Source organism: Nocardiopsis sp. FR4 (assembly GCF_009830945.1).
Lineage (GTDB): Bacteria > Actinomycetota > Actinomycetes > Streptosporangiales > Streptosporangiaceae > Nocardiopsis.
Window position 1 is genome coordinate 167096 of record NZ_VWVV01000008.1, and the last position, 25443, is coordinate 192538.

Below are 25443 nucleotides of genomic sequence, written 5' to 3' on the forward strand. Positions count from 1 at the left end.
ACAACCCCCGTGCACGTCAGATCTCGGGCTGGGCGGCGGCCCGCTCGAAGCGGTACCCGCGACCCGCCTCGGTGATCAGGTACCGGGGACGCGCGGGATCGGGTTCCAGCTTGCGGCGCAGCTGCGCCATGTACACCCGCAGGTAGTTGGTCTCGCTCTGGTAGGCCGGCCCCCACACGTCGTGCAGCAGCTGGCGCTGGCTGACCAGCTGACCCGCGTGCCGGGCCAGGATCTCCAGGATGTGCCACTCCGTGGGGGTCAGCCGCACCTCCTCGTCCTCCCGCAGCACCCGCTTGGCGCCCAGGTCCACGGTGAAGCACGGCGTGCGCACCACCGGGGCCTCCTCGGCGCGCACCGAGCGCCGCTCCGCGGCCCGCATCCGGGCCAGCAGCTCGTCCATGCCGAACGGCTTGGTGACGTAGTCGTCGGCGCCAGAGTCCAGGCAGCGCACCTTCTCCCCGGCCGAGTGCCGGGCCGAGAGCACGATGATCGGCACCTGCGACCATCCGCGCAGCCGCTGGATGACCTCCATGCCCTCCATGTCGGGCAGACCCAGGTCGAGCAGGACCACGTCCGGGTGGTTCTCGGCCGCCAGGCGCAGCGCCGCGGCGCCGTCGGCCGCCGTGTCCACGTCGTGTCCGCGCGCCCGCAGGTTGATCCGCATCGCCCGGATGATCTGCATGTCGTCGTCAACGACCAGAACCCGCATTGACCCGCCTCTCGTCCCCGCTGTCCGTCTCGCCGCCGTCCACGGCCCGGAGGGTGAACACCATGGTCAGCCCGCCCCCGGGAGTGTCCTCGGGGTCCAGGCTGCCGTGCATCGCCTCAACGAAACCACGTGCGACCGCCAGCCCGAGACCCACCCCCGTGCCCTGGGGTGCGTCGCCCAGCCGCTGGAAGGCCTCGAACATGCGCTGCTTGCCCTCGTCGGAGACCCCCGGCCCGCGGTCGACCACGCGCAGCTGCACGCTGTCGCCGTGCGCGCTGGCCGCGACGAGCACCGGCACGCGCGGGTCGGGGTTGTAGCGCACCGCGTTGGAGATCACGTTGGCCACCGAGCGCTCCAGCAGCCCCGCGTCGGCCAGCACCCGGGGCAGGTGGTCGGGGACGTCCACCGTGACCGCCTCGTTCACCAGGCCCAGCAGGGCGGCGGGAACCACCTCCTCCAGGCCCACCGCCCGCAGCTTGGGGCGCACGTTGTCGGTGTGCACCCGGCTCATGTCCAACAGGTTGTCGATCAGCCGGTTGAGACGGTCGGTGGACTCCTCGACCGTCTCCAGCAGGTCCTCGCGGTCCTCGTCGCTGAGCATGATGTCGGTGGCGCGCAGGCTCGACAGGCTGGCCTTGATCGAGGTGAGCGGGGTGCGCAGGTCGTGCGAGACCGCCGCGAGCAGGGCCGTGCGGATGCGGTTGCCCGCCACCTGGCTGCGCGCCTCGGCGGCGTCCCACTCCAGGCGCTGGTGCTCCAGGGCGATGCCGATGTGCGCGGCGAAGGCCCGCAGCACGCCGCGGTCGGCCGCGGGCAGCATCCGCCCGCGCAGCGCCAGCGCGAGGTTGTCGGAGATCGACACCAGGACGTCCGACTCGTCGGGGGAGTCGCACGCCGGGGCGCCCACGCTGTGCGCGGCCCGCCACCGGCCGTCGTCGCGCCGCTCCAGCAGGGTCGCCGACCGCTGCCCGAAGGTCTCCTTGATCCTGCGCAGCAACGCCTGGAGGGGCTCCTTGCCCGCCAGGACGCTGCTCGCCAGCAGCGTCACCGCGTCGGCCTCGGCCCGGGCGCGCGCCGCCTGGGCCGACCGCCGGGCTGCGGTCTCCACCACGATCGCCACCAGGGCTCCGACCAGGGCGAAGGCGGACAGCGCCAGCCCGTTGTCCAGGGACACCGGCGGCCTGCCGTGCAGCGGGGACAGCAGCACGGTGAGCAGGGCCGCGCTCCACAGCGCCGAGACCAGCGCCGGGCGCAGGCCGCCCACCGCCGCGGTGGCCACGGTCGCCAGCAACAGCAGCATGGCGTCCGAGGCGGCGCCCACGTCCTCGAACAGGGGCAGCGCCATCACCAGCGACAGCAGGGTGGGCGCCAGCAGCGCCAGCGACCACCCGGCGACCCGGCGGTGCTCGCCCAGCCCGCGGCCCGGCGGCGGCAGCGGCCACCGGCCGCTGCCGACCCGCTCGTGGGTGACGATGTGCACGTCGATGTCACCGGAGTCGCGCGCCACGATCGCGCCCACACCGGGGCCGAACACGTACTGCCAGGTCCGGCGGCGCGAGGAGCCCAGCACGATCTGGGTGGCGTGCACGCCCCGGGCGAAGTCGAGCAGCCCGGTCGGCACGTCGTTGCCGATCACCTGGTGGTAGGTGCCGCCCAGCTCCGCCAGCAGCCTGCGCTGGCGCAGCAGGTCGTCGGTGGGAGCCTGGGCCATCCCGTTCGGCGGCACCACGTGCACCGCCAGCAGGTGGCTGGGCTGGGGGTGGCCGCCCCGGGAGCGGGCGGCCACCCGGGCGGCCCGGCGGATCAGGGTCTCGCCCTCGGGCCCGCCGGTGAGCGCCACCACGACCCGCTCGCGCGACTCCCAGGTCCGGCGGATCTCGTGCTCGCCCCGGTAGCGGGCCAGGCTCTCCTCCACCCGGTCGGCGGTCCACAGCAGCGCCAGCTCGCGCAGCGCCGCCAGGTTGCCCTCCCGGTAGTAGTCGGCCAGGGCGGCGTCCACGCGCTCGGCCGGGTGGATGTCGCCGTGCGCCATCCTGCGGCGCAGCTCCTGCGGGGTGACGTCCACGAGTTCGACCTCGGCCGCGCGGCGCACCACGTGGTCGGGGACGGTCTGCCGCGGGCGCACGCCGGTGATCTGGTGTACCACGTCGTTGAGGGACTCCAGGTGGTGGATGCCCACCGTGGACAGCACGTCCACACCCGCCTCCAGGAGTTCGTCGACGTCCTGCCAGCGGGTGGCGTTGGGCGCGCCGGGCGGGTTGGGCCGGGCCAGGTCGTCGACCACGGCCGTGCCCGGGGCGCGCGCGATCACGGCGGCGGTGTCCACGGAGCCGGAGGGGTGCGGCGGCACCGCCTCCAGGCCCTCCAGGAGGGCGGAGGTGCGCTCGCGGTGGTGGGTGTCGACCGCGGCGACCACCACGTCGGTGCCGTGCTCGGCCCGACGGCGCGCCTCGGTCAGGGCGTTGTGCGTGGTACCGACGCCGGGGGCCGAACCCAGGTAGATACGGAGTTTTCCTCGTGCCACGGGTTCCATTGTCGGGGTGCCCGGAGGCCGCGGCGGCCACCGCCGCAACGGTGGACCGGTGCGCACCGGGAGACGGGCTCCCGCGCCACGGCGGCACCGCTTCCGACCAGCTGCGCGCAGGGGCGCGACGGGCGGGCCGGATCACGGGTCGGGGATGAGCTTGCTCGGGTTGAGCACCCCCTCCGGGTCCAGCGCCGCCTTGACCGCTCGCAGCACCTCCCCGCCCAGGGGGCCGATCTCCGCCGCCATCCACGGCCGGTGGTCGGTGCCCACCGCGTGGTGGTGGGTGATCGTCCCCCCGTGCGCGACGATCGCCTCCGAGGCCGCCCGCTTGGCCCGGCCCCACCGCTCCAGCGGTGCGGCGCCGGCCGCCGTCACCACCGTGAAGTACAGCGAGGCGCCGGTGGGATAGGTGTGCGAGACGTGGCACATGACGACCGCGCCGCCCTCCCCGTCCTCCAGCGCCCCGGTGAGCGCCCCCGACACGGCCGCGTACAGGGGCAGCAGGGCGCCCCAGGGCGCGGCGGTCTCCAGGGTCTCGGTGAGCACGCCCGCGGAGAGCAGGGAGTCGCGCAGGTAGGGCGCGGCGAAGCGGTCGCGCCGCCAGCGCTCCGCCGCTTCTGGGCCCAGCGGGGTGCCGCCCGCCGCGGACAGCAGGCCCCGGGCCGCGCCCGCGCGCGCCCCGACCTCGGCCGGGGCCCCCTCGAAGGCCAGGACCGCCTGGCAGCCGGGCGCGGCCGGGCGGCCCGCCACGGCCGCGCCCACGAAGGTCTCGGACTCGTCCAGTACCCGCGCCATGGTCGTCCGCGCGTCGGACTGGGCCAGGACGCGCAGCGCCTCCACCCCGGTCGGGAAGTCGGGGAAGGACCACGCCTCGTCCAGCACCCGTTCCGGACGGCGGCGCACCCGCAGGCCCACCTCGGTGATGACGCCCAGCGTCCCCTCCGAGCCGAGCAGCAGGCGGCCCAGGTCCGGTCCGGCGGCCGAGGCCGGAGGGCCGCCGGTCTCCAGGGTTCCGCGCGGGGTGGCCACGCGGAGGGAGACCACCATGTCCTCGAAGCGGCCGTACCCGGCCGAGGCCTGGCCGCTGGAGCGGGTGGCGGCGTACCCGCCGAGGCTCGCGTACTCGTAGCTCTGCGGCAGGTGCCCGAGCGTGCACCCGTGCTCGGCGAGCAGCGCCTCGGCGCGCGGGGTGCGCGTACCCGCGCCCAGGACGGCGGTCATCGAGGCGGGGTCCACCGACACCAGCCGGTCCAGGCGGCGCAGGTCCAGGCAGACCACGGCGCGCAGGCCCCCGTCCAGCGGGGTGACCCCGCCCACCACGCTGGTGCCGCCGCCGAAGGGGACCACGGCCACGCGCGCCTCCGAGCACACCCGCAGCACTCGCAGCACCTCGTCGTGGTCGGCGGGGTAGACGACCGCGTCCGGGGCGGGGTCGGCCCGGCCCGCGCGGCGCAGCAGCAGGTCCGGGGTGCTCTTGCCGCCGCTGTGGCGCAGCCGGACGGCGTCGTCGCGGCGCACGTGGTCGGCGCCGACGGCCTCGGCCAGGGCCGCGCCCACCCCGGGCCCCAGACGTGAGGGGGCGAGTTCCACCCGTTCCTCGGCCACGGGCGGGGACTCCGCCAGCGGCGCGCGCAGCACCTGGGAGACCAGGTCGCGCAACCCGGGGTCCAGGGGGGCCGTCCTGGCCGGGTCGCCCCAGCCGTACCAGCTCATGTCTGGTGCGGGGCCGCCGGGGGGAGACGTGTCGTCAGTCATGCTCTACAGTTTTACATATGGCGTCAAAGCGTAATGTTGAAGACCGGATCCTCGACGCGGCACGCGCCTGCGTCGAGGCCTTCGGGGTGCGCCGCACCACGCTGACCGACGTGGCCCGCCGCGCAGGGGTCAGCAGGCCCACCGTGTACCGGCGCTGGCCCGACGCGACGGCGCTCGTGGCGGACCTGCTCACCCGGGAGCTGCGGGGCGTCCTGCTGGAGCAGGGGGCCGGCGCTGGAACCGACGGCGAGAGCGTTCGCGCCCGACTGGTCCGGCAGGCGGCCGGGGTCGCCCGCGCCCTGCTCGCCCACCCGCTGTTCACCCGGATCGTGGACACCGAGCCCGAACTCCTGGCCACCTACACCTTCCACCGGCTGGGCGCCAGCCACCGCGCGGCCCTGGAACTGGTGGAACCCGTGGTCGCCGAGGGCCAGCTCGACGGCTCGGTCCGCCCGGGCGACCCCGCGGTGCTCGCCCGCCTCGTGCTGGTCACCGTGCAGGGCACCGTCACCTCCCGCCGCCTGTTCGCCGACGTGCTCGACGAGACCGGACTCGTCGACGAACTCTCCACCCTGCTGGACGGCTACCTCGCCCCGTAGGGCCCACGCCCGCCCGACCTCCGGAGTGCCCATGGAACCCGCACCACCCCGTTCCCCCTCACTCAACGCCGCGCGGCGCGCCGCCGACCTCGCCGCTCTGGAGCACGGCGCCCGGATGGACCTCCTGGTCGTGGGCGGGGGAGTGACCGGAACCGGGACCGCCCTCGACGCCGCCGCACGCGGCCTGTCCACCGTCCTGGTCGAACGCGACGACCTCGCCTTCGGCACCAGCCGCTGGAGCTCCAAGCTCGTCCACGGAGGGCTGCGCTACCTGGCCCGGGGACGGGTCGGCATCGCCTACGAGAGCGCCCGCGAACGCGACCTCCTCATGCGGGTGACCGCGCCCCACCTCGTGCGGCCCCTGCCCATGGTCGTCCCCGTCCACCGCGGCACCCGGCTGGCCGACGCCCTGCTCGTGCGCGCGGGCGCCGGGGCGGGCGACCTACTGCGCGTTCTGGCCGGGACGCCCCGCGGCGTCCTGCCCCCGCCCCGCGTGCTCAGCGCCCGCCAGACCCTGCGCCTGCTCCCCGGGGTGACCCGCGCGGGCCTGCTCGGCGGCATCGCCACCTTCGACGGACAGCTCGTGGACGACGCACGCCTCGTCGTGGGGCTGGCCCGCACGGCTGCCCGCGAGGGCGCCCGGATCCTCACCCGCTGCTCGGCCCGCCGTGTGCGCGCCGACGGCGTCGAACTGCGCGACGAGGCCACCGGGCGGACCCTGACCGTGCGGCCGCGCGTGATCGTCAACGCCACCGGCGTCCACGCCGACCAGCTCGACCCACACGTACGCCTGAGCCCCAGCCGGGGCACCCACCTCGTCCTCGACGCCGCCGCCCTCGGCCGCCCCCGGGCCGCGCTCACCCTCCCCGCGGGCCGCGGCCGGTTCGTGTTCGCGCTGCCCCAGGAGGACGGCCGGGCCCTGATCGGGCTCACCGACACACCCGTGTCCGGGCCCGTTCCGCGCGTGCCCGAGGCACCCGAGGGCGACGTCGGCCTCCTCCTCGACCGGTTCAACCGGGCGCTGGAGACCCGGCTGGTCCGCGCCGACGTGCTCGGCGCCTTCGCCGGGCTGCGCCCGCTGGTGCGCGGCGCCGGAGACAGCGCCGACCTCCCGCGCGAGCACTCCGTCACCGTCGCACCGAACGGCACGGTCACCGTGGTCGGCGGCAAGCTCACCACCTACCGGGCGATGGCCGAGCAGGCCGTGGACACCGCCGTGCGCGTGGGGCGCCTGACGGCCGGGCCCTGCCGGACCCGCTCGCTGCCCCTGGTCGGCGCGGCCCCGCACGAGGAACTCGACGCCCTGGCGGCCCCGCGCCGCCTGGTGTCCCGCTACGGCACCGAGGCCCCCGACGTCCTGGCCGAGGCGGCCGGGGATCCGGCGCTGCTCATACCCCTCGTCCGCGGGGTCACCGAGGCCGAGCTCCGGTTCGGGGCGCGCCACGAGGGGGCCATGGACACCGGCGACCTGTTGGACCGGCGTACGCGCCTGGGCCTGGTCCCCGCCGAGCGGGCCGCGGCCGAGGCGGCCGCGAGACGGGCACTGGAGACCACGGGCTGAGGACGGGGGACTCCGCCGCGGGAAGAAAAGAGGATTCGCGCGGAGCGCCACACCCGCTTCCCCTGTCCCACAGGGATCTGATCGCGTAAGGTCGTAGCCGTTCCCCGCCGCCCCTCCCCCGAAAGCGGCCGCCGAACGCTCCCGCAGCCACCCCTCCTGCGGTTCGCCTGCCCGTCCGAGCCGCCCCGCCGAAGGAGTTCCCCATGCCCACGCTCGTTTCCGTGCCCGCTCTGGCCAAGGCCGAGGACACCGTCCTGGCGGGGGTACCGGACGAGTACCGGCACTACTTCAGCGGACGCCCGCCGGTTCCCTTCACCAAACGCCACTGGGAGTTCCCCGGCGAGCCCGCGAGCGTGCCGCTGGCCCGCGCCTTCCTGGACACCTGCGCGGCCAGCCGGGACACCGACTACCGCTACGTCTTCTCCCTGCTCGGCACCGAGCTGGCCACCAACGCCATCCGGCACAGCCGCTCCGGCGAGGAGGGCCAGACCTTCGTCCTACGGGTGACCCGGACCCCCAACGGGCTCACGCTGGTGTGCCGCGACAACGGCAGGCGCACCCGCGCGGACGCGGGCGGGGACGGGCCGCTCAGCGCCGGGCCCCTGGAGGGGGACCGGCTCACCGCCGAGAACGGCCGGGGCCTGGCCCTGGTCGACAGCTTCGCCACCGCCTGGGGCGACAACGGGCACCCCAGCATCCGCAAGGTGTGGTTCCACCTGGCCTACGACCTCACCGGGAGTTCCTGGCCCGCCGCCTGAGGCGGCTCAACCGCCGTCGAGGTAGGCCAGCACCGCGCGGACCCGGCGGTGACCGCTGTCGGAGGGCGACAACCCCAGCTTCGCGAAGATGTTGCCGACGTGTTTGTGCACCGCGTTGTCGGTGACCACCAGCCGTCCGGCGATCTCCCCGTTGCCCAGCCCCTCCGCCATCAGCGCCAGGACCTCGTTCTCGCGCGGCGTGAGCGACTCCAGGGGGTCGCGTCCGCGGCGGACCAGCAGCTGGCGCACCACCTCCGGGTCCATGACGGTTCCGCCGGAGGCCACCCTCCGCAGCGCGTCCACGAACTCGCTCACCCGCCCGACCCGGTCCTTGAGCAGGTAGCCCACCCCGCCCCGGCCGTCGGCCAGCAGCTCACCGGCGTAGTCGCGCTCCACGTACTGCGACAGCACCAGGACCGGTAGCGCCTCATGCACGCGCCGTGCCTCGATCGCGGCGTGGATGCCCTCGTCCCGGAAGCCGGGCGGCAACCGCACGTCCACGATGGCCAGGTCCGGCGCGTGCAGGTCCACCGCCTCGGCGAACGAAGGAGCGTCCCCGGCGATCGCGGCCACCTCGAAGCCCTTGGTGGTCAGCAGCAGCTCCAGCCCCGCCGACAGGAGCACGTTGTCCTCGGCGATCACGACGCGCACGGCAGCTCCACGAGGATCACGGTCGGCCCGCCCGCCGGGCTGTCCACGCGTACCGTACCGTCCAGGGCGGCGACCCGGCGGCGCAGTCCCCGCACCCCGCTGCCCCGCTCCTCGTCCACCCCGCCGGAACCGTCGTCCTCCACCCGCACCCGCAGCACGTCACCCACCCGCTCCAGCAGGACCCCGATCCGCTCCGCGCCGCTGTGCCGGGCCGCGTTGGTGACCGACTCGGCGACCACGAAGTAGGCCGCCGTCTCCACCGCCACCGGCAGCGCGCCCAGCTCGCCCACGTCCAACCGGGTGGGCGGGGTGGTGCGGGCGGTCAGCGCGGCCAGCGCGCCCGCCAGGCCCCGGTCGGCCAGGATCGGCGGATAGATGCCGCGGATCACCTCGCGCAGCTCGGCCATCGCCTCCTCGGTTCCCTCATGGGCGTCCCGGAGCAGGGCGGCGACGGCCGGATCCGCGTCCACGGCCTCCCGGGCCACGCCCAGCCGCATCGCGATCGCCACCAGCCGCGCCTGGGTGCCGTCGTGCAGGTCGCGTTCGATCCGGCGCAGCTCCGCGCCGTGCGCGTCCACCACCTCGGCGCGGGTCCGCTTCAACTCGTCAACCCGCTCCGCGAGCAGTTCGGCCTCGGTGGGCGCCAGCAGCAGCAGGTTCATCCGGGCGTACGCCCTGGCCGCCGGGGGTGCCCCCCACAGGAACAGTGCCGTCCCCGCACCCAGGTACGTGGCGAAACCGGTCAGTGCCGTGCCCCAGTCCTCCATCGGCAGCCACAGCAGCTGCAGGTCACCCTCGGGGTAGGCCCACCAGAACAGGAACTGCGGCGCGGACAGCACCAGGCCGACCCCCAGGAATCCCAGCAGCCCCAGGACGATGCCGGCCAGCGCGGACAGCGGCATCCACAGCAGGACTCTGCGGGTGGAGGGCCGCCGCCACAGCGAGCGGAAGTCGGGCGCCTCCGGTTCGGGCACCCGCGGGACGGGCAGGCCGACCAGCCGGGCGGCCCCGGCCCGGTGCCAGGCGGCCCACCGGCCCATGAGCCCCATCCAGCGCGGCAGCAGCACGAACCCCAGCCCACCGATGGAGACGGTCAGCACCACCACCAGGGTCATGGGCAGGGCCACCAGTGTGACCATGCCCGATGCCAACGCCAACAACAGGTAGGCGCTGGACCGCAGCCCCCGCTCCCACACACTCCTCATGTCCCCTCGTCCCTTCAGCGCGTCCGTCCTCGACAACCGACAGTCTGGACCGGCTGGGAGCGCCCGGCACTACAGCCAGCCACCCTCCTGGAGGAGGAGTCCTCACCGCGCCGGAACGTCCGAGCGGCCGCGCAGACTGGGGGCGTGCACCAGAGACCGCCCGCCCACCGCGCACCCGACTGGGACGGCGCCGAGCGTCCCCCGCTGCCCACGTGCGGAGGGGAGCACGAGGTCCTCTCCGCCCACCTCGACTGGCACCGGGCCACCTTCGCGGCCAAGTGCGCGGGGCTCACCCCCGCGCAGCTGTCCACGAGATCGGTCCCGCCCTCCCGGATGAGCCCGCACGGGCTGGTCCGCCACCTGGCCGGGGTGGAGCGGTGGTGGCTGCGCATCCAGTTCGCGGGCGAGGACCTGCCGCTCCTGTACTACTCCGACGAGGACCCCGACCAGGACTTCGACGGACCGGGCGACCCGGACGAGGACTTCGCGGTCTGGCGCGCGGAGGTCGCCCGCGCCCGGGAGACCACCGCCTCCTCCGCCCCGGAGGCCACCGGTACCGAGGCGCGCACCGGCGCCCCCATCCAGCTGCGGGTCGTGCTGGTCAAGCTGATCGCGGAGTACGCCCGCCACAACGGCCACGCCGACCTGCTGCGCGAACGCATCGACGGCGCCACCGGGCACTGACGGACCTCCCGCGCGGAGGCGGACGGGCCCTCCGCCCGGCGGAGCGCCGCGGGGCCCCGGCCGGGGGTCAGTCCCCGTCGTCTCCGTCGCGGGTGAGGGTGTCCACCGCCACCGCCACGCCGATCACCAGCGCGGGGTCGCCGCCGACGTCCCGGCGGTGGGTGTTGACGTCCACCGCGTAGGTGTCGCGGACCCGGAACCACTTGCGGGAGACGTGCGCGACCGTGCCGTGCTCGTCGCTGACCACGTACTCCTTGCCGAGGAAGTCCCCGGTCACCTCCCAGTCCGGGGCGCCCTCCACCTCCACCAGAAGCCTGTCGCGCACCGGGTTGAACAGACGCTTGCGCACCGTGGCCGAGGGGCCGCCCTCGCGCTCCACGCGCATCTGGTCGCGCACCTTGAACAGCTTCTTGCGGATGAGGGCCAGGACGTTGCCCTCGGTGTCCTTGAGCTCGAAGGTCGTGCGCACCCGCAGGGCCTTGCCGTCCACGAGGAAGACCTTGCGGCCCTCCTCGTCGGTCACCCAGTAGTCGTCGCCGATGTCGAAAACGCGTTCGCGTACCAGGAACTTCATATCCCGAACCTAGGGCACCCCCGACCACCGCACCAGGGGACGCCAGCTCCTGTGGACACGCCTCCGGCGGACGGCCTCTCCGCCACCCGTCGGCCGGTCGACCCCGCGGCGCCCGGCACGGGATCCTGTCGTTCGCCCATGGAACCGTTCCGGCGCCTGCCGCCGACGGGTCACGGAACCCCGGCCGCGTGGAGATCCGGGCCACATCCGATTGACCTCAACTTAAGTGGAGGTTAGATCCTTCTCACGTCGCACCCGATGTCACGGAGGGAACATCCCCATGTCCCACCCCCAGCACGGCGGGGACCGCACCGGAGACAGCTCCTCCGCACCGCTTCGAGCGGGGGCGCGGGAGTGGACCGGCATGGCCGTCCTCTCGCTTCCCACCATGCTCCTGACCATGGACCTGACGGTCCTGCACCTGGCCGTCCCCCACCTCAGCGCCGACCTGGCCCCCAGCGCCACGCAACTGCTGTGGATCACCGACGTCTACGGCTTCCTCATCGCCGGCTTCCTCATCCCCATGGGCTCGCTCGGCGACCGCGTCGGCCGCCGCCGGCTGCTGCTGGCCGGAGCCGCGGTGTTCGCCGCCGCCTCGGTGCTGGCCGCCTACGCGCCCACGGCCGGGACACTCATCGCCGCGCGCGCCCTGATGGGCGTCGCGGGCGCCACCCTCATGCCGTCCACGCTGGCGCTGATCCGCACCATGTTCCACGACCCCGCGCAGCGCTCGGCCGCCATCGGCGCCTGGATGGCCAGCTTCATGGTCGGCGGCGCGATCGGCCCGCTGGCCGGAGGCGCCCTTTTGGAGAACTTCTGGTGGGGGTCGGTCTTCCTGCTGGCCCTGCCCGTCATGGGACTGCTGCTCGTGCTCGGCCCCCTCCTGCTGCCCGAGTACCGCACCGCACGCCCGGGACCGGCCGACCCCCTCAGCGCGCTGCTGTCGTTGGCCGCCGTGCTCGCCGCCGTCTACGGCGTCAAGGAGGCGGCGGCGCACGGGATCGGCTGGGGCGCGGCGGGCGCCGTCGCCGCCGGGGCGGCGCTCGGCGCCGTGTTCGTGCACCGCCAGCGCGTGCTGGAGCACCCCATGGTGGACCTGCGGCTGTTCGCCAACCGCTCCTTCTCCACCTCGATCGGCGTGATGACGGTGGGCGCCGCGCTGATGATGGGCATCAACCTGTTCATCGCCCAGTACCTGCAGATGGTGCTCGGCATGTCCCCGCTGCGTGCCGGGTTGTGGACCCTGCCCATGGTGGGCGCGATGCTGGCCGGGACCGTCCTGGCCACGGCGGTCGCCCGGCACGTGCGGCCCGCCTACGTGATGGGCGCCGGCCTGGCCCTGGCCGCCGTCGGGTTCACCGTCGTGGCCCAGGCCGACGGGGCCGCCGGGCTGACCGCGGTGGTGGCCGGGTCGGCCGTCTTCGCCGCGGGTCTGGCCCCGGTGAGCGCGCTGGGCACAGACATCGTCGTCGGCGCCGCCCCGCCGGAGCGGGCGGGAGCCGCCTCCGCGGTCTCCGAGACCGGCAACGAACTGGGCGGGGCGCTGGGCATCGCCGTCCTGGGCAGTATCGGCGCCGCGGTCTACCGCGCCCGGACCGAGGGCGCGCTGCCCCCTGGCCTGGCCCCGGAGGAGGCCGAATCGGCGGGCGGCAGCATCGGCGGCGCCGTGGCGGTCGCCGAGCGCCTCACCGGCCCGGAGGCGGCGGTGGTGCTGGAGACGGCCCAGGAGGCGTTCACGCACGGCATGCGGGCCGCCTCCCTGAGCGGCGCCGTGCTGCTCGCGGCCTCCGCCGTGCTGGCCGCCGCGGTGCTGCGCCGGGTACGCTCCACCGCCCACACCTCCGCCGAGCGGACCCCGGACCCGAGCGGGACGGGGGAACGGGGTCGAACCGACCCGGTCGCCTGAGCCGCCGGGCCCGGCCCGGCGGTACCGGCGATCGGACGAGCAAACGTCGGTGACCCATGTCACAGGCGAACGGGGCGCGCGGGGCGGGGCCGGGAGCACCCGGCCCCGCCCCGCGCCGTACGCCCTGTGTCCGGGAAGCGGTACCGGGTGCCGGGAAACGAAAAACGCCGACCGTGGCGGTCGGCGTCGTTCCGGCTGTTCAGCGGGGTGTTCCCGCTGTTCGGCTCTGGGTGCCCCCTGCAGGATTCGAACCTGCGCACACGGCTCCGGAGGCCGTTGCTCTATCCCCTGAGCTAAGGGGGCTGGCTTGCGTGAACAACTGTAGCAGGGGCGTCGGGCCCTTCGTCCACTTGTTGCGGGCGAGCCCGGCGGCGCCCGCCGATGGGCGCAATCCGGTGGTGTGGTGTCCGTGCCCGGGGGTAGTGTCGCGCCCGTGAACGCCCTACCCGCACGGGTTCTCGTCGTCGAGGACGACGATGTGATCCGGGAACTCATCCGCCTGAACCTCGAACTCGAGGGGTTCGAGGTGTTCACCGCCGTGGACGGACAGGACTGCCTCGACCGCGTCGCGCACATCGACCCCCACGTGGTCACCATGGACGTCATGATGCCCCGCATGGACGGGTGGACGGCGGCCGAGCGCCTGCGCGCCGACGCCCGCACCCGCGACCGGCCCATCATCCTGGTCACCGCGCGGACCCAGGAGGAGGACCAGCGGCGCGGCGAGCGCATCGGCGTCGACGCCTACCTCACCAAGCCCTTCGACCCCGACGTGCTCGTCGACGTCATCCGCGGCCTGCTCGACAGGGGCGGGGAATGACACCCAGACGCATGGAGGCGGCCGTGCGCGAGGCCGCCGTGCGGGCCTTCGGCCTGCCCGCGGACGCCGTCCCGTTCGTGTGGCCGCGCAACGACCACGCGGACGGGGGCGCCGACGCGGCCACGGCCCTGCCGCCCCGGCTCGTGGCCGCTGTGGCCGATCGGCTCCCCCCGCCTCGCGGCGGCCACCGGGGGGAGGTCGCCGCCCGGCTCGCCCGGCAGCTGTCGGACATGCGCGACGAGGGACGGGTGGACTTCGCCCGGGTGCGCGCCGACGGCCGAGGCTTCCTCAACCTCACCTTCACCGACCAGCAGCGCGAGGCCCTCCTGGAGGAGGCCGCGGACGGACCCCGCCACCTCACCGGCCGCGCCTGGGGCGGCGAGGGGGAGTGGCCCCTCACGGCCCTGCACGAGGCCGGACCGGTGGCCCAGGCCCGCAGGTACGCCCGTGCCGACGCCCGCGCCCGCATCGCCCTGGCCCTGGGCGCGAAGGCACCGCCGCCCGGCCCGGAGGGGGAGTCCTTCTGGCGCGACCCCTACCGGGACGGCGAGCGCCCCGAACTCCTGACCCCCGCCGCCCGCGCCCTGGGCGCGGTCGGGGAGGACAGCGCCCGCGTAGCCTTCTGCCGCTCGGCGCCCGAACACCCCCGCGACAGCGAGACCACCGGCCGGGGCCTGCCGGTGCTGCCCTCCGCCGAGAACCCCGGGGCCTGGGCCCGCCTGACCGAGGCCAACCCCGCCTTCCACATGCGCTACGTCCACGCGCACGCGGTCAGCGTGCTCCGCTGGGCCGAGGAGGGGGCGTTCCCGCACGCGGCCTGCCCCGCGCACACCGCTCCGGCGCTCGGCCTCCTCTTCGACGGACCCAGCGCCCTGGACACGGCGGCCCGGCGAGAGGAACCCCATATCCTGGTCAGATACCTGGAGGCGCTGGCCAGTGCCTACGATGAGTGGCGGACGTGCGCCGAATGGCGGACGTGCTCCGCCGCGGCGTCCGCGACCTCCGCGGCCCTGCCGGCCGCCGTCGCCGGAGTCCTCAGAACCGGGCTCTTCCTGCTCGGAGTGTCAGCGCCCACAAGGCTGTAGACCTCCGGTGCGCCCCCGCCCGTCCCCTTCCCGACCGGGACGGTGGACAATGGGGGCGCCCCCGTACTCCGCACAGACCCACAGTTCCAGCCGAAAGCCCATCATGAGCCGCTACGCCCACCCCGCCGGTTCCCGCCACGCGGAGATCCTGCCGGAGGACAACCCGCCGCTGCCGCCCGAGGACCTCAACGGACTCGACCCCCGGGTGTGGCCCGCCACCGCGCGCCGCGCGGACGGCGAGCTCACCGTGGGCGGCGTCGGCGTGAGCGACCTCGCCGCCGAGTACGGCACCCCCCTCTTCGTCATGGACGAGGAGGACTTCCGGGGCCGCGCCCGCGACTACCGCACCGCCTTCGCCGACGCCGACGTCTACTACGCGGGCAAGGCCCTGCTGACCAAGGCCGTGGCCCGCTGGGTCGCGGAGGAGGGCCTCAAGCTGGACGTGTGCTCGGGCGGCGAGCTCGCCGTGGCCCTGGCCGCCGGGGTGTCCCCCGGGCGCGTGGGCATGCACGGCAACAACAAGTCCGCCGCCGAGCTGCGCCGCGCGGTCGAGGTCGGCGTGGGCCGGATCATCCTCGACTCCTTCGACGAGATCGAGCGCCTGGCGGCCGTCGCCGCCGAGGCCGGCGCCCGGCCCAAGGTGCTCATCCGGGTCACCACCGGCGTGGAGGCGCACACCCACGAGTTCGTCGCCACCGCCCACGACGACCAGAAGTTCGGCTTCGCGCTGAGCACCGGCGCCGCCGCCGAGGCGGTCCGCCGGGTGCTGGACGCCCCGCACCTGGAGCTGGTCGGCCTGCACTCGCACATCGGCTCGCAGATCTTCGACACCTCCGGCTTCGAGGTCGCCGCCCGCCGCGTCACCCGGTTCCTGACCGGGATCCACCAGGACCTCGGCGTGACCCTGGCCGAACTCGACCTCGGCGGCGGCCTGGGCATCGCCTACACCTCCGGCGACGACCCGCTCGACCCCAAGACCATCGCGGAGAGCCTCACCGCCATCGTGCGCCGCGAGTGCCTGGAGGCCGGGCTGCCCGTGCCGCGCCTGGCCGTGGAGCCGGGGCGGGCCATCGCCGGTCCGGCGGGGATCACCCTGTACGAGGTCGGCACCGTCAAGGACGTCGAGGGCATCCGCACCTACGTCAGCGTCGACGGCGGCATGAGCGACAACATCCGCACCGCCCTGTACGGCTCGGAGTACACCAGCCAGCTGGTCTCGCGCGAGAGCGACGCCGAGCCGATGCTCTCCCGGCTGGTCGGCAAGCACTGCGAGAGCGGCGACATCATCGTGCACGACCTCTACCTGCCCGCGGACCTGCGGCCCGGCGACCTGGTGGCGGTCGCCGCCACCGGGGCCTACTGCTACTCCATGGCCAGCAACTACAACCACCTGCCCCGTCCGGCCATGGTCGCCGTCCGCGACGGGAGCGCCCGGGTCATCGTGCGCAGGGAGAGCGAGGAGGACCTGCTCCGCCTCGACGTCGGCTGAACAGTCCTCCACGGCGGCGCCGCCGCCCGAAGTCAGGACACGAGAGAAGTGGGAGTCACGCCCAAATGGCGATGAAGGTGGCGCTGCTCGGATGCGGCGTGGTGGGTACGGAAGTCGTCCGCCTGGTCAACGAACAGTCCGAGGAGCTGGCCGCGCGGGTGGGAACGCCGGTCGAGATCGGCGGCATCGCGGTGCGCCGCATCGACCGCGACCGCGGAGTGGACCCCGCGCTGCTGACCACCGACGCCACGGCCCTGGCCACGCGTCCCGACATCGACGTGGTCGTGGAGGTCATCGGCGGCATCGAACCGGCCCGCTCGCTGATCCTCGCCGCGATCAAGGCGGGCAAGTCCGTGGTCACGGCCAACAAGGCGCTGCTCGCCGAGGACGGCCAGACCCTGCACGCCGCCGCCCGCGACGCCGGGGTGGACCTGTACTACGAGGCCTCGGTCGCGGGCGCGATCCCGCTGCTGCGCCCCCTGCGCGACTCCCTGGCGGGCGACCGGGTCAACCGGGTCCTGGGCATCGTCAACGGCACCACCAACTACATCCTCGACCGCATGGACTCCCTGGGCTCCGGGTTCACCGAGTCGTTGGAGGAGGCCCAGGCCCTCGGGTACGCCGAGGCCGACCCCACCGCGGACGTGGAGGGCTTCGACGCCGCGGCCAAGGCCGCCATCCTGGCCCGGCTGGCCTTCCACACCCAGCGGGTGACCGCCGCCGACGTTCACCGCGAGGGCATCACCGGTGTGTCCGCGGGCGACATCGCCAGCGCGCGCGCGATGGGCTGCGTGGTCAAACTCCTGGCCATCTGCCAGCGCTCGTACGACGGCGCCTCGGTGGGCGTGCGCGTCCACCCCGTGATGCTGCCCGTGGAGCACCCGCTGGCCAGCGTCAAGGAGGCCTACAACGCGGTGTTCGTGGAGGCCGAGTCCGCCGGGCGCCTGATGTTCTACGGCGCGGGCGCCGGGGGCACCCCCACGGCCAGCGCGGTCCTGGGCGACCTGGTGGCGGTGGCGCGCAACCGCCTCGCCCACACCTCGGTGGCCGAGGGCGAGCACGACACCGGGCTTCCCGTGCACGACATGGGCCACACCGTCACCAGCTACCATGTGGCACTGGACGTGGCCGACCGTCCCGGCGTGCTGTCCAAGGTGGCGGAGGTCTTCGCCGACCACGGGGTCTCCATCCGCAACGTGCGCCAGGAGGGCAGCGGCGACGACGCCCAGCTGGTCCTGGTCAGCCACCCGGCCCCCGACGCCGCGCTCAGCGCCACGGTCGAGGTGCTGCGCACCCACGAGATGGTGCGCGAGGTGGCCAGTGTGATGCGCGTGGAGAACTTCGCCGACTGAGGGGCCCGCCCCGGCCGCGCGCACGGCCGGGGCCGCCCGCCTGGTGTTCCGCATGCTGAGACGCGGGACCGCGATTCGGGACACCCCCGGCGGGGTCCTAGACTCGTCACTGGTGGGGACAGCACGCGCCCCGGCGCCGCCCACCGATTCCACCGCGCGTCAAGCGAAGCCGCATCCACCCGAAAGGGACACAGTCGTGAGCATGGCACGGGCGTGGCGAGGCATCGTCGAGGAGTACCGCGACCGCCTCCCCGTCAACGAGAACACCCCCGTTGTCACCCTCCAGGAGGGCGGCACGCCCCTGCTGCCCGCCACGCGCGTGTCCGAGCTCACGGGCTGCGAGGTCTTCCTGAAGGTTGAGGGGCTCAACCCCACCGGTTCGTTCAAGGACCGCGGGATGACCATGGCCATCACCAAGGCCGCCGAGGACGGCGCCAAGGCGGTCATCTGCGCCTCCACCGGCAACACCAGCGCCAGCGCCGCCGCCTACGCCATCCGCGCGGGCATGACCTGCGCCGTGCTGGTCCCGCAGGGCAAGATCGCCATGGGCAAGCTCGCCCAGGCCCTCGTGCACGGCGCCCGCCTGCTGCAGGTCGACGGCAACTTCGACGACTGCCTCGAACTGGCCCGCAAGCTCAGCGTCGACTACCCGGTCGCCCTGGTGAACTCGGTCAACCCCTACCGCCTCCAGGGGCAGAAGACCGCCGCGTTCGAGATCGTCGACGCGCTCGGCGACGCACCCGACGTCCACTGCATCCCCGTGGGCAACGCGGGCAACATCACCGCCTACTGGATGGGCTACACCGAGTACTCCCGGGACGGCGTCTCCACGCGCAACCCGCGCATGCTCGGCTTCCAGGCCAGCGGCGCGGCGCCGATCGTGGACGGTGCGCCCGTCACCAGCCCGAGCACCATCGCCACCGCGATCCGGATCGGCAACCCCGCCTCCTGGAAGCTCGCCGAGCAGGCGCGCGACGAGTCCGGAGGGCTCATCGACAAGGTCACCGACCGCCAGATCATGGCCGCCTACAAGCTCCTCGCCGCCGAGGAGGGCGTGTTCGTGGAACTGGCCTCCGCGGCCAGCGTGGCCGGCCTGCTGGCCGCCGCGGCCGACGGCCGGGTCGAGCGCGGCAGCCGCGTGGTGTGCACGGTCACCGGCAACGGCCTCAAGGATCCCGACTGGGCGCTGGCCGGAGCCTCCTCCGCCACCACCGTGCCGGTCGACGCCGCGGCCGCCGCCAAGGCCCTCGACCTCGCCTGAGGCGCGGTCCCCCCGTCCCACCACCGCCCCGGCCACGTCCCGTCCGTGACCAGTAGCGCGCGGGGGTCCGCGCGGACCCCCGCGGGAAAGAGCGCACCGTGACACCACCACGCCCCGCCCGGGCGTCCGTCCTCGCCCCCGCCACCAGCGCCAACCTCGGCCCGGGCTTCGACGCCCTCGGTCTGGCCCTGCGGCTGGACAACGAGTTCGAGGTCAGCCTGCGCGACGACGGCGAGCTCCGGGTCCGGGTGGAGGGCCGGGGCGCCGACGAGGTGCCGCTCGACGGGCGCCACCTCGTCGTGCGCGCCATGCGCGAGGCCTTCGAGCGGGCGGGGGAGAAGCTGCCCGGCCTCGACCTGGCCTGCGTCAACAACGTCCCGCACGCCCGCGGCCTGGGGTCCTCCTCCTCGGCGATCGTGGGCGGTGTGGCCGCGGCGAGCGCCCTGCTGGGCAGGACCGGCCCCGACGGCGGGCCGGACCGCGACTTCGTCTACCAGGTCGCCGCCGACATCGAGGGCCACCCCGACAACGTGGCCCCGTGCGTCTACGGCGGGTACACGGTCGCCTACCGCGACGGCGACCGCTGGGGGGCGGTGTCCCTGGCCCCCGACCCGGGGATCGTGCCCGTGGTGTGCGTCCCCTCCTGGCGCCTGTCCACCGAGCGGGCCCGCGGCCTGCTGCCGGAGTCGGTACCACACGCCGACGCCGCGTTCAACGCGGGGCGCGCCGCGCTGCTGACCGCGGCCGTTTGTGGCCAACCCGAGGCCCTGTACGCGGCCACCGAGGATCGGCTACACGAGTCCTACCGCGAGCCCGCCATGCCGGCCACCCTGGAACTCGTGCGCGACCTGCGCGAGGGCGCGGGGCTGCCCGCCGTGGTCTCCGGGGCCGGGCCGACGGTGCTGGTCCTGTGCTGGTCACGGGCGGGTGCGGATTCGCCGGAAATCAACCGCCAGGTTGATTCGATCCGGCAAAGGGCGGGTAAGGAATGGGACGTACGCCCCCTGCTCGTCGAACCGACCGGGGTGCGGTCCCCATCTCCCCATCCGTAGCACCTGTGTCGAGGAATAGCCGTGGCCTCTGGTGATGTTAGGCTAGGTGAAGCACCAGATGCCCCGTTGCGGGGCGAGTGCTCATCCGCCACAGCGGCCTTCGCATCCCATACTCCGGTGGTCCGGTCCCACGACCACTCGGAAGCGGCGGCCAACGTGTCGAGTCAGCGGTTCTCCCGCGACTGTGCCAACGTCATCGCAGCCCGCTCTTCCTCTGATGAGCGTGTCTTTCCGATCGACGGGCGACACCACCGAGCCATTTGCCCCGACGTCTGGCTGTACCCAGAGCCCGCCGCGATTGGGTAGGGGACCGCTTTTCGACCGGTTTCCGACATCCACGTGGGGCACGCCCTACCCGGCCCTGCCGGTTCGCACCACCGGGCCGGCCGCTCCAGCACCCGCTGACGGCCGAAGCCCGCTCCTTGGGAAGGACCCTTAGTGAGCGACACCACCGAACTCCGAACGGATGCGGCGGTCGACAGCCAAAACACCACCGGCGCCTCCGGAACGGAGGCTGGCGACGCCGCGCCGACAGGTGCGTCGTCGCGGTCCCGCGCGGCGTCGCGCGGTACCGGGCTGGCGGCTCTGAAGCTCCCCGAGCTCCAGAAGCTCGCCTCCAGCCTGGGCATCACCGGTACGGGGCGTATGCGCAAGAGCGACGTCATCGCCGCCATCGAGGCCAAGCAGGGCGGTCCCGTGGGCGGCCCGACGAAGCCCAAATCCACAAAGAACGCCGAGACGGCGCCCGAGGCCGGTAGGGTCGAGGCAACCGACGGCCAGACCGAGGCCCAGGCCCCCGATTCGTCGGGTACGGACGAGGCTTCGCGCACGCGCGTGGCCGAGCGTCCGTCGGACCAGGCCGTGACCGACTCCCAGGGTGGCCGGGGCGACAAGCCCTCCCGTGGCCGCCGCTCGTCCCGCAGGCGCGGTGACGAGACCGGCGACCAGACCCGATCGGTGGACGGCGCCGACTCCTCTACCTCCGCGAGCAGCGTGACCAAGACATCCAGCACCCCCCAGAAGAACGGCCCCGACTCCGCCGAGGACCGGGACAACAGGTCCGGGCAGGGTCGCGAGCGCCAGCGCAACCGCCGCAACCGCAACCGGGGCGGCGACGACCAGAACACCGGCGGCAACGCCCAGCAGGGCGGTGGCCAGAGCCAGGGCCGGGGCGCCGGAGGCGACGACGACGAGTTCGGCGGCGGGCGCCGCCGCGGCCGCCGCCGCGACCGCCGCGACCGCCGCGGACGGGGCCAGGGCCAGGAGCCCGAACCGGTGATCGGCGAGGACGACGTCCTGCTGCCGGTCGCGGGCATCCTCGACATCCTCGACAACTACGCCTTCGTGCGCACCACCGGCTACCTGCCCGGGCAGAGCGACGTCTACGTCTCCCTGGCCCAGGTCCGCAAGCACGGCCTGCGCAAGGGCGACCACATCATCGGCGCGGTCCGCCAGCCCCGGGACGGGGAGCGACGCGAGAAGTTCAACGCCCTGGTGCGGCTGGACTCGGTGAACGGGATGTCGCCGGACCAGGCCAAGCACCGCCAGGAGTTCTCCAAGCTCGTCCCGCTCTACCCGCAGGAGCGCCTGCGGCTGGAGACCGAGCCGGGCGTGCTCACCACGCGCATCATCGACCTGGTCGCCCCGATCGGCAAGGGTCAGCGCGGGCTCATCGTCTCCCCGCCCAAGGCGGGCAAGACGATGGTGATGCAGGCGATCGCCAACGCCATCACCGAGAACAACCCCGAGTGCTACCTGATGGTGATCCTGGTCGACGAGCGGCCCGAGGAAGTCACCGACATGCAGCGCACGGTCAAGGGCGAGGTCATCCACTCGACCTTCGACCGGCCCGCCGAGGACCACACGGTCGTCGCGGACCTGGCCATCGAGCGGGCCAAGCGGCTCGTGGAGATGGGCATGGACGTGGTCGTGCTGCTGGACTCCATCACCCGTCTGGGCCGCGCCTACAACCTGGCCGCCCCGGCCAGCGGGCGCATCATGTCCGGTGGTGTGGACTCCACCGCCCTGTACCCGCCCAAGCGCTTCTTCGGCGCGGCCCGCAACATCGAGGGCGGCGGCTCGCTGACCATCCTGGCGACCGCGCTGGTGGAGACCGGCTCGCGCGCCGACGAGGTGATCTTCGAGGAGTTCAAGGGCACCGGCAACATGGAGCTCAAGCTCAGCCGCGGCCTGGCGGACAAGCGGATCTTCCCGGCGGTGGACGTGGACGCCTCCAGCACCCGCAAGGAGGAGATCCTCATGTCCTCCGAGGAGCTCAACGTGGTCTGGAAGCTGCGCCGGGTGCTGCACGCGCTCGACACCCAGCAGGCCATCGAGCTGCTCCTGGACAAGATGAAGGAGTCCAAGAGCAACGCCGAGTTCCTGCTCCAGATCCAGAAGACGACGGTGGGCCCCGAGCGGTAGAGCGCCCGGATCCGCCGCGCGGCCCCCCTCCCGAAGCCGGGAGGGGGGCCGCACCGTGCGCGGGAAGCGCGGGAAGCGCACGTTCTTCGACCCCCGTTTCGGAATCCGGGATGTCTTGGCTGTGAGACGAGAAAGATCACCAGTGTGTCGCGGATCACCGAGGGGTTGTCCGCTGTCGACGCGGCGGGCCCCCACACCCGCACCAGCGCACATGAGGGAACACCGTGGCGCCGCCCCCCACAAGGGCGCTGCCCGGTGGCGGGGAGGCCGTCGGGGCCGGCGGTCGGGGGAGGTCACCGGTTTCCGCCGCACGCCTGCCTGCTTCTCGCTACGGGCGTGCCGAACACACCAACGCGGGGGCACGGCCGCAGGAGGCGGCCAGGACGGCGCGCGCTGGTAGGCGGCGGCTCCGGCCGCTGCGTGTGCCGTTCCTGCTCCCCGCTCCGAGCGGGGCCGCCGTCCGCGACCGGCTCCGGGGTCCGACCGCCCAGGAGGAGGCGGTGCCGCGGAGGCGGCGGGGCCCCGCGGGACGCCCGGGGGAGGGGGCGGAATAGACACTGGTCCCGGCATCGTTGTGGGTCTGGCAAACTGGTATCGGGAGTGGTCCGCCCCGGCTGTGCCGGGCCCGCCGCCCCGTTACCTGGATCGCCGCGGCACCGGTTCGCGCATGACCCACGACGACCGCCCCACCCCCGGGTGGTGCGGCTTGTCATGCGTCCGGCGGTCGCGCCCCTGATGAGGAGACACACATGAAGGCCGACATCCACCCGGAGTACGTCGCGACCGAGGTGACCTGCACCTGCGGTGCCCACTTCGTCACGCGCAGCACGGTTCCCGAGGGCAAGATCCGCGCCGAGGTGTGCTCCGAGTGCCACCCGTTCTACACCGGCAAGCAGAAGATCCTCGACACCGGTGGCCGGGTCGCCCGCTTCGAGAAGCGCTTCGGCAAGCGCAAGTAGCGCCGCCCGCCGCCCCGCGGCACCGGCTCGCCCGGTGCCGCGGGACCAGGCCGGCCCTCCACGGGGCCACAACGCAGGGGCGAGGCACGACGGACAGGACGGGGACGGGCGACACGTGAAGCTGGACGACCTTCTGGGGGAGTACTACGAGCTGGAACAGCAGCTCGCCGACCCCGAGGTGCACGCCGACCAGGCCAGGGCGCGCACGCTGGGCAAGCGCTACGCGCAGCTCACCCCCATCATCGAGACCTACCGCGCGCTCAGGGAGGTCGAGAACGACATCGACGCCGCGCGCGAGCTCGCCGCCGAGGACTCCTCCTTCGCCGAGGAGGCCGAGCGCCTGACCGCGGAGGCCGAGGCCCTCACCGAGCGCCTGCGCTTCCTGCTCGTCCCGCGCGACCCCGCCGACGACAAGAACCTCATCATGGAGGTCAAGGCGGGCGAGGGCGGTGAGGAGTCCGCCCTGTTCGCCGGCGACCTGGTCCGCATGTACCTGCGCTACGCCGAGCGCCAGGGCTGGAAGACCGAGATCATCGACGCCACCCACTCCGACCTGGGCGGGTACAAGGACGTCACCATCGCCTTCAAGAACAAGGGCACCCCCGAGCCCGGCTCGGGCGTGTGGCCCATGCTCAAGTTCGAGGGCGGAGTCCACCGGGTCCAGCGGGTTCCGGTCACCGAGTCCCAGGGGCGCATCCACACTTCCGCCGCCGGAGTGCTGGTCGTACCCGAGGCCGAGGAGATCGAGGTCGAGATCCACGAGAAGGACCTGCGCGTGGACGTGTACCGCTCCTCCGGGCCCGGCGGCCAGAGCGTCAACACCACCGACTCGGCGGTGCGCATCACCCACCTGCCGACCGGCATCGTCGCCTCCTGCCAGAACGAGAAGAGCCAGCTCCAGAACAAGGAGCAGGCCATGCGCATCCTGCGCGCCCGCATCTACGCCGAGGCCCAGGCCAGCGCGGACGCCGAGGCCGCCGCGGAGCGCAAGAGCCAGGTACGCACCGTGGACCGCTCCGAACGGATCCGCACCTACAACTTCCCCGAGAACCGCATCTCCGACCACCGGGTCGGATACAAGGCCTACAACCTCGACCAGGTCCTCGACGGGGAGCTGGACGGGGTGGTCAAGGCCCTGGTGGACGCGGACACCAAGGAAAGGCTCGAAGCGGCGCAGTCGTCATGAACCTCCTGCTCGACGAGGTCGCCCGCGCGACGCTGAGGCTCGCGGAGGCGGGTGTGGCCTCACCCCGTACCGACGCCGAGGAACTCGCGGCGTTCGTGCACGGTGTCCGTCGAGGGGAGCTGCACACGGTCGCCGACGCCGACTTCGACGCCCGGTACTGGGAGTGCGTGTCCCGCCGCGAGGCCCGCGAACCCCTCCAGCACATCACCGGCCGAGCCTACTTCCGCTACCTCGAACTCCAGGTCGGCCCCGGGGTCTTCGTCCCCCGGCCGGAGACCGAGATCATGGTCGACTGGGCGATCGAGACCCTGCGCGCCATGGACGTGGCCGACCCCCTGGTGGTCGACCTCGGTACCGGGTCGGGCGCCATCGCCATCTCCATCGCCCAGGAGGTGCCGCGCTCGCGGGTGCACACGGTGGAGATCGACCCCGTCGCCCTGGAGTGGGCCCGCCGCAACATCGAGGGCAGCGGACACGGCGACCGGGTCACCGCCCACCACGCCGACATGCGCTCGGCCCTGCCCGAGCTCAACGGCCGGGTCGACCTGCTCATCAGCAACCCGCCCTACGTGCCCACCCGCGAGGCCGCGGTCATCCCGCCCGAGGTGCGCGACTACGACCCCGCCCCCGCGCTGTGGTCGGGCGAGGACGGCCTGGACATGATCCGCTCCCTGGAGGCGGTCGGCCGCAGGCTGCTGCGCCCGGGCGGTGCGATGGCGGTCGAGCACCACGACGGCCAGGGCATCGACATCCCCTGGCTCTTTCCCGAGGACAGGGGCTGGCGCGACGTCCTCAACCGCAAGGACATGGCCCGGCGCGACCGCTTCGTGGTCATGCGCCGCGCCGACGAGGACGGCTGACCATGCTCCCGGGCCCTCCACGCGCC

Annotated in this window: 21 protein-coding genes and 1 tRNA gene; 15 read left to right on the forward strand and 7 right to left on the reverse strand. The window is 73.8% G+C overall.

The features are described from left to right. Positions 1-16 precede the first annotated feature (16 nt). The 3 genes from FYW95_RS10100 to FYW95_RS10110 form a co-directional block, all read right to left on the reverse strand. Entirely contained in the window at positions 17-709 is a 693-nt protein-coding gene (locus tag FYW95_RS10100) for a response regulator (protein ID WP_159943132.1), read from the reverse strand. Further along, positions 690-3242 carry an ATP-binding protein gene (locus tag FYW95_RS10105; protein WP_159943131.1) on the reverse strand — a complete coding sequence of 851 codons (2553 nt, stop codon included), beginning with the start codon at positions 3240-3242 and terminating at the stop codon, positions 690-692. Before FYW95_RS10105 ends, FYW95_RS10100 begins: the two co-directional genes overlap by 20 nt. Before the next feature lie 132 nt (positions 3243-3374). After that, positions 3375-4991: an FAD-binding oxidoreductase gene (locus FYW95_RS10110; RefSeq protein ID WP_236567838.1), complete on the reverse strand. Its 1617-nt coding sequence runs from the start codon at positions 4989-4991 to the stop codon at positions 3375-3377. 17 nt (positions 4992-5008) lie between these two features. Between FYW95_RS10110 and FYW95_RS10115 the strand changes: the two genes are divergently transcribed. From FYW95_RS10115 to FYW95_RS10125, 3 genes are all read left to right on the forward strand, one after another. Beyond that, positions 5009-5590, forward strand: coding sequence for a TetR/AcrR family transcriptional regulator (locus tag FYW95_RS10115; protein ID WP_159943130.1), 582 nt, complete (start codon positions 5009-5011; stop codon positions 5588-5590). 31 nt (positions 5591-5621) lie between these two features. Beyond that, positions 5622-7151 carry a glycerol-3-phosphate dehydrogenase/oxidase gene (locus FYW95_RS10120; protein ID WP_159943129.1) on the forward strand — a complete coding sequence of 510 codons (1530 nt, stop codon included), beginning with the start codon at positions 5622-5624 and terminating at the stop codon, positions 7149-7151. A 203-nt stretch (positions 7152-7354) separates the two neighbouring features. Next, positions 7355-7909 carry an ATP-binding protein gene (locus FYW95_RS10125; RefSeq protein ID WP_159943128.1) on the forward strand — a complete coding sequence of 185 codons (555 nt, stop codon included), beginning with the start codon at positions 7355-7357 and terminating at the stop codon, positions 7907-7909. A 6-nt stretch (positions 7910-7915) separates the two neighbouring features. On the opposite strand, the gene FYW95_RS10130 is transcribed toward FYW95_RS10125, so the two are convergent. Further along, positions 7916-8560, reverse strand: coding sequence for a LuxR C-terminal-related transcriptional regulator (locus FYW95_RS10130; protein ID WP_159943127.1), 645 nt, complete (start codon positions 8558-8560; stop codon positions 7916-7918). Then, complete coding sequence (locus FYW95_RS10135) at positions 8548-9765, reverse strand: sensor histidine kinase (RefSeq protein WP_160050286.1); 1218 nt, start codon at positions 9763-9765, stop codon at positions 8548-8550. Before FYW95_RS10135 ends, FYW95_RS10130 begins: the two co-directional genes overlap by 13 nt. 144 nt (positions 9766-9909) lie before the next feature. On the opposite strand from FYW95_RS10135, the gene FYW95_RS10140 reads away from it, so the two are divergent. Beyond that, complete coding sequence (locus FYW95_RS10140; RefSeq protein ID WP_159943125.1) at positions 9910-10449, forward strand: DinB family protein; 540 nt, start codon at positions 9910-9912, stop codon at positions 10447-10449. Positions 10450-10516: 67 nt separating this feature from the next. Here FYW95_RS10140 and FYW95_RS10145 read toward each other — a convergent pair whose 3' ends face one another. Continuing rightward, positions 10517-11023 (reverse strand): LURP-one-related/scramblase family protein, encoded by a 507-nt coding sequence (locus FYW95_RS10145; protein WP_159943124.1) that lies wholly within the window; start codon positions 11021-11023, stop codon positions 10517-10519. 280 nt (positions 11024-11303) lie between these two features. On the opposite strand from FYW95_RS10145, the gene FYW95_RS10150 reads away from it, so the two are divergent. Further along, positions 11304-12929 (forward strand): MFS transporter, encoded by a 1626-nt coding sequence (locus FYW95_RS10150; RefSeq protein WP_159943123.1) that lies wholly within the window; start codon positions 11304-11306, stop codon positions 12927-12929. 231 nt (positions 12930-13160) lie between these two features. On the opposite strand, the gene FYW95_RS10155 is transcribed toward FYW95_RS10150, so the two are convergent. Next, a tRNA-Arg gene (locus FYW95_RS10155) sits at positions 13161-13232 on the reverse strand. Between the two features lie 130 nt (positions 13233-13362). Here FYW95_RS10155 and FYW95_RS10160 point away from each other — a divergent pair. The 10 genes from FYW95_RS10160 to prmC all read left to right on the forward strand — a co-directional run bounded on the left by FYW95_RS10160 (position 13363) and on the right by prmC (position 25417). Then, a complete protein-coding gene (locus tag FYW95_RS10160) occupies positions 13363-13749 on the forward strand; it encodes a response regulator (RefSeq protein WP_159943122.1) in 387 nt (128 codons plus the stop codon). Beyond that, the gene (locus FYW95_RS10165; RefSeq protein ID WP_159943121.1) at positions 13746-14834 is read left to right on the forward strand and encodes a DALR anticodon-binding domain-containing protein; all 1089 of its coding nucleotides are present in this window, start codon (positions 13746-13748) and stop codon (positions 14832-14834) included. The genes FYW95_RS10160 and FYW95_RS10165 overlap by 4 nt, the downstream gene beginning before the upstream one ends. A 103-nt stretch (positions 14835-14937) precedes the next feature. Continuing rightward, positions 14938-16323, forward strand: a complete 1386-nt coding sequence (lysA, locus tag FYW95_RS10170; protein ID WP_159943120.1) for a diaminopimelate decarboxylase — start codon at positions 14938-14940, stop codon at positions 16321-16323. Positions 16324-16388: 65 nt separating this feature from the next. After that, positions 16389-17675 (forward strand): homoserine dehydrogenase, encoded by a 1287-nt coding sequence (locus FYW95_RS10175; protein ID WP_159943119.1) that lies wholly within the window; start codon positions 16389-16391, stop codon positions 17673-17675. A 202-nt stretch (positions 17676-17877) separates the two neighbouring features. Then, complete coding sequence (gene thrC / locus FYW95_RS10180) at positions 17878-18936, forward strand: threonine synthase (RefSeq protein WP_201294795.1); 1059 nt, start codon at positions 17878-17880, stop codon at positions 18934-18936. Between the two features lie 98 nt (positions 18937-19034). Continuing rightward, a complete protein-coding gene (gene thrB / locus FYW95_RS10185) occupies positions 19035-19988 on the forward strand; it encodes a homoserine kinase (RefSeq protein WP_159943117.1) in 954 nt (317 codons plus the stop codon). Between the two features lie 438 nt (positions 19989-20426). Beyond that, the gene (rho, locus tag FYW95_RS10190) at positions 20427-22412 is read left to right on the forward strand and encodes a transcription termination factor Rho (RefSeq protein WP_159943116.1); all 1986 of its coding nucleotides are present in this window, start codon (positions 20427-20429) and stop codon (positions 22410-22412) included. Positions 22413-23161: 749 nt separating this feature from the next. After that, positions 23162-23371, forward strand: a complete 210-nt coding sequence (gene rpmE / locus FYW95_RS10195) for a 50S ribosomal protein L31 (RefSeq protein WP_159943115.1) — start codon at positions 23162-23164, stop codon at positions 23369-23371. Positions 23372-23486: 115 nt separating this feature from the next. Continuing rightward, on the forward strand, positions 23487-24557 hold the full coding sequence (gene prfA, locus FYW95_RS10200) for a peptide chain release factor 1 (protein ID WP_159943114.1): 1071 nt from the start codon (positions 23487-23489) through the stop codon (positions 24555-24557). Continuing rightward, complete coding sequence (prmC, locus tag FYW95_RS10205; RefSeq protein ID WP_159943113.1) at positions 24554-25417, forward strand: peptide chain release factor N(5)-glutamine methyltransferase; 864 nt, start codon at positions 24554-24556, stop codon at positions 25415-25417. The genes prfA and prmC overlap by 4 nt, the downstream gene beginning before the upstream one ends. Positions 25418-25443: the final 26 nt, after the last annotated feature.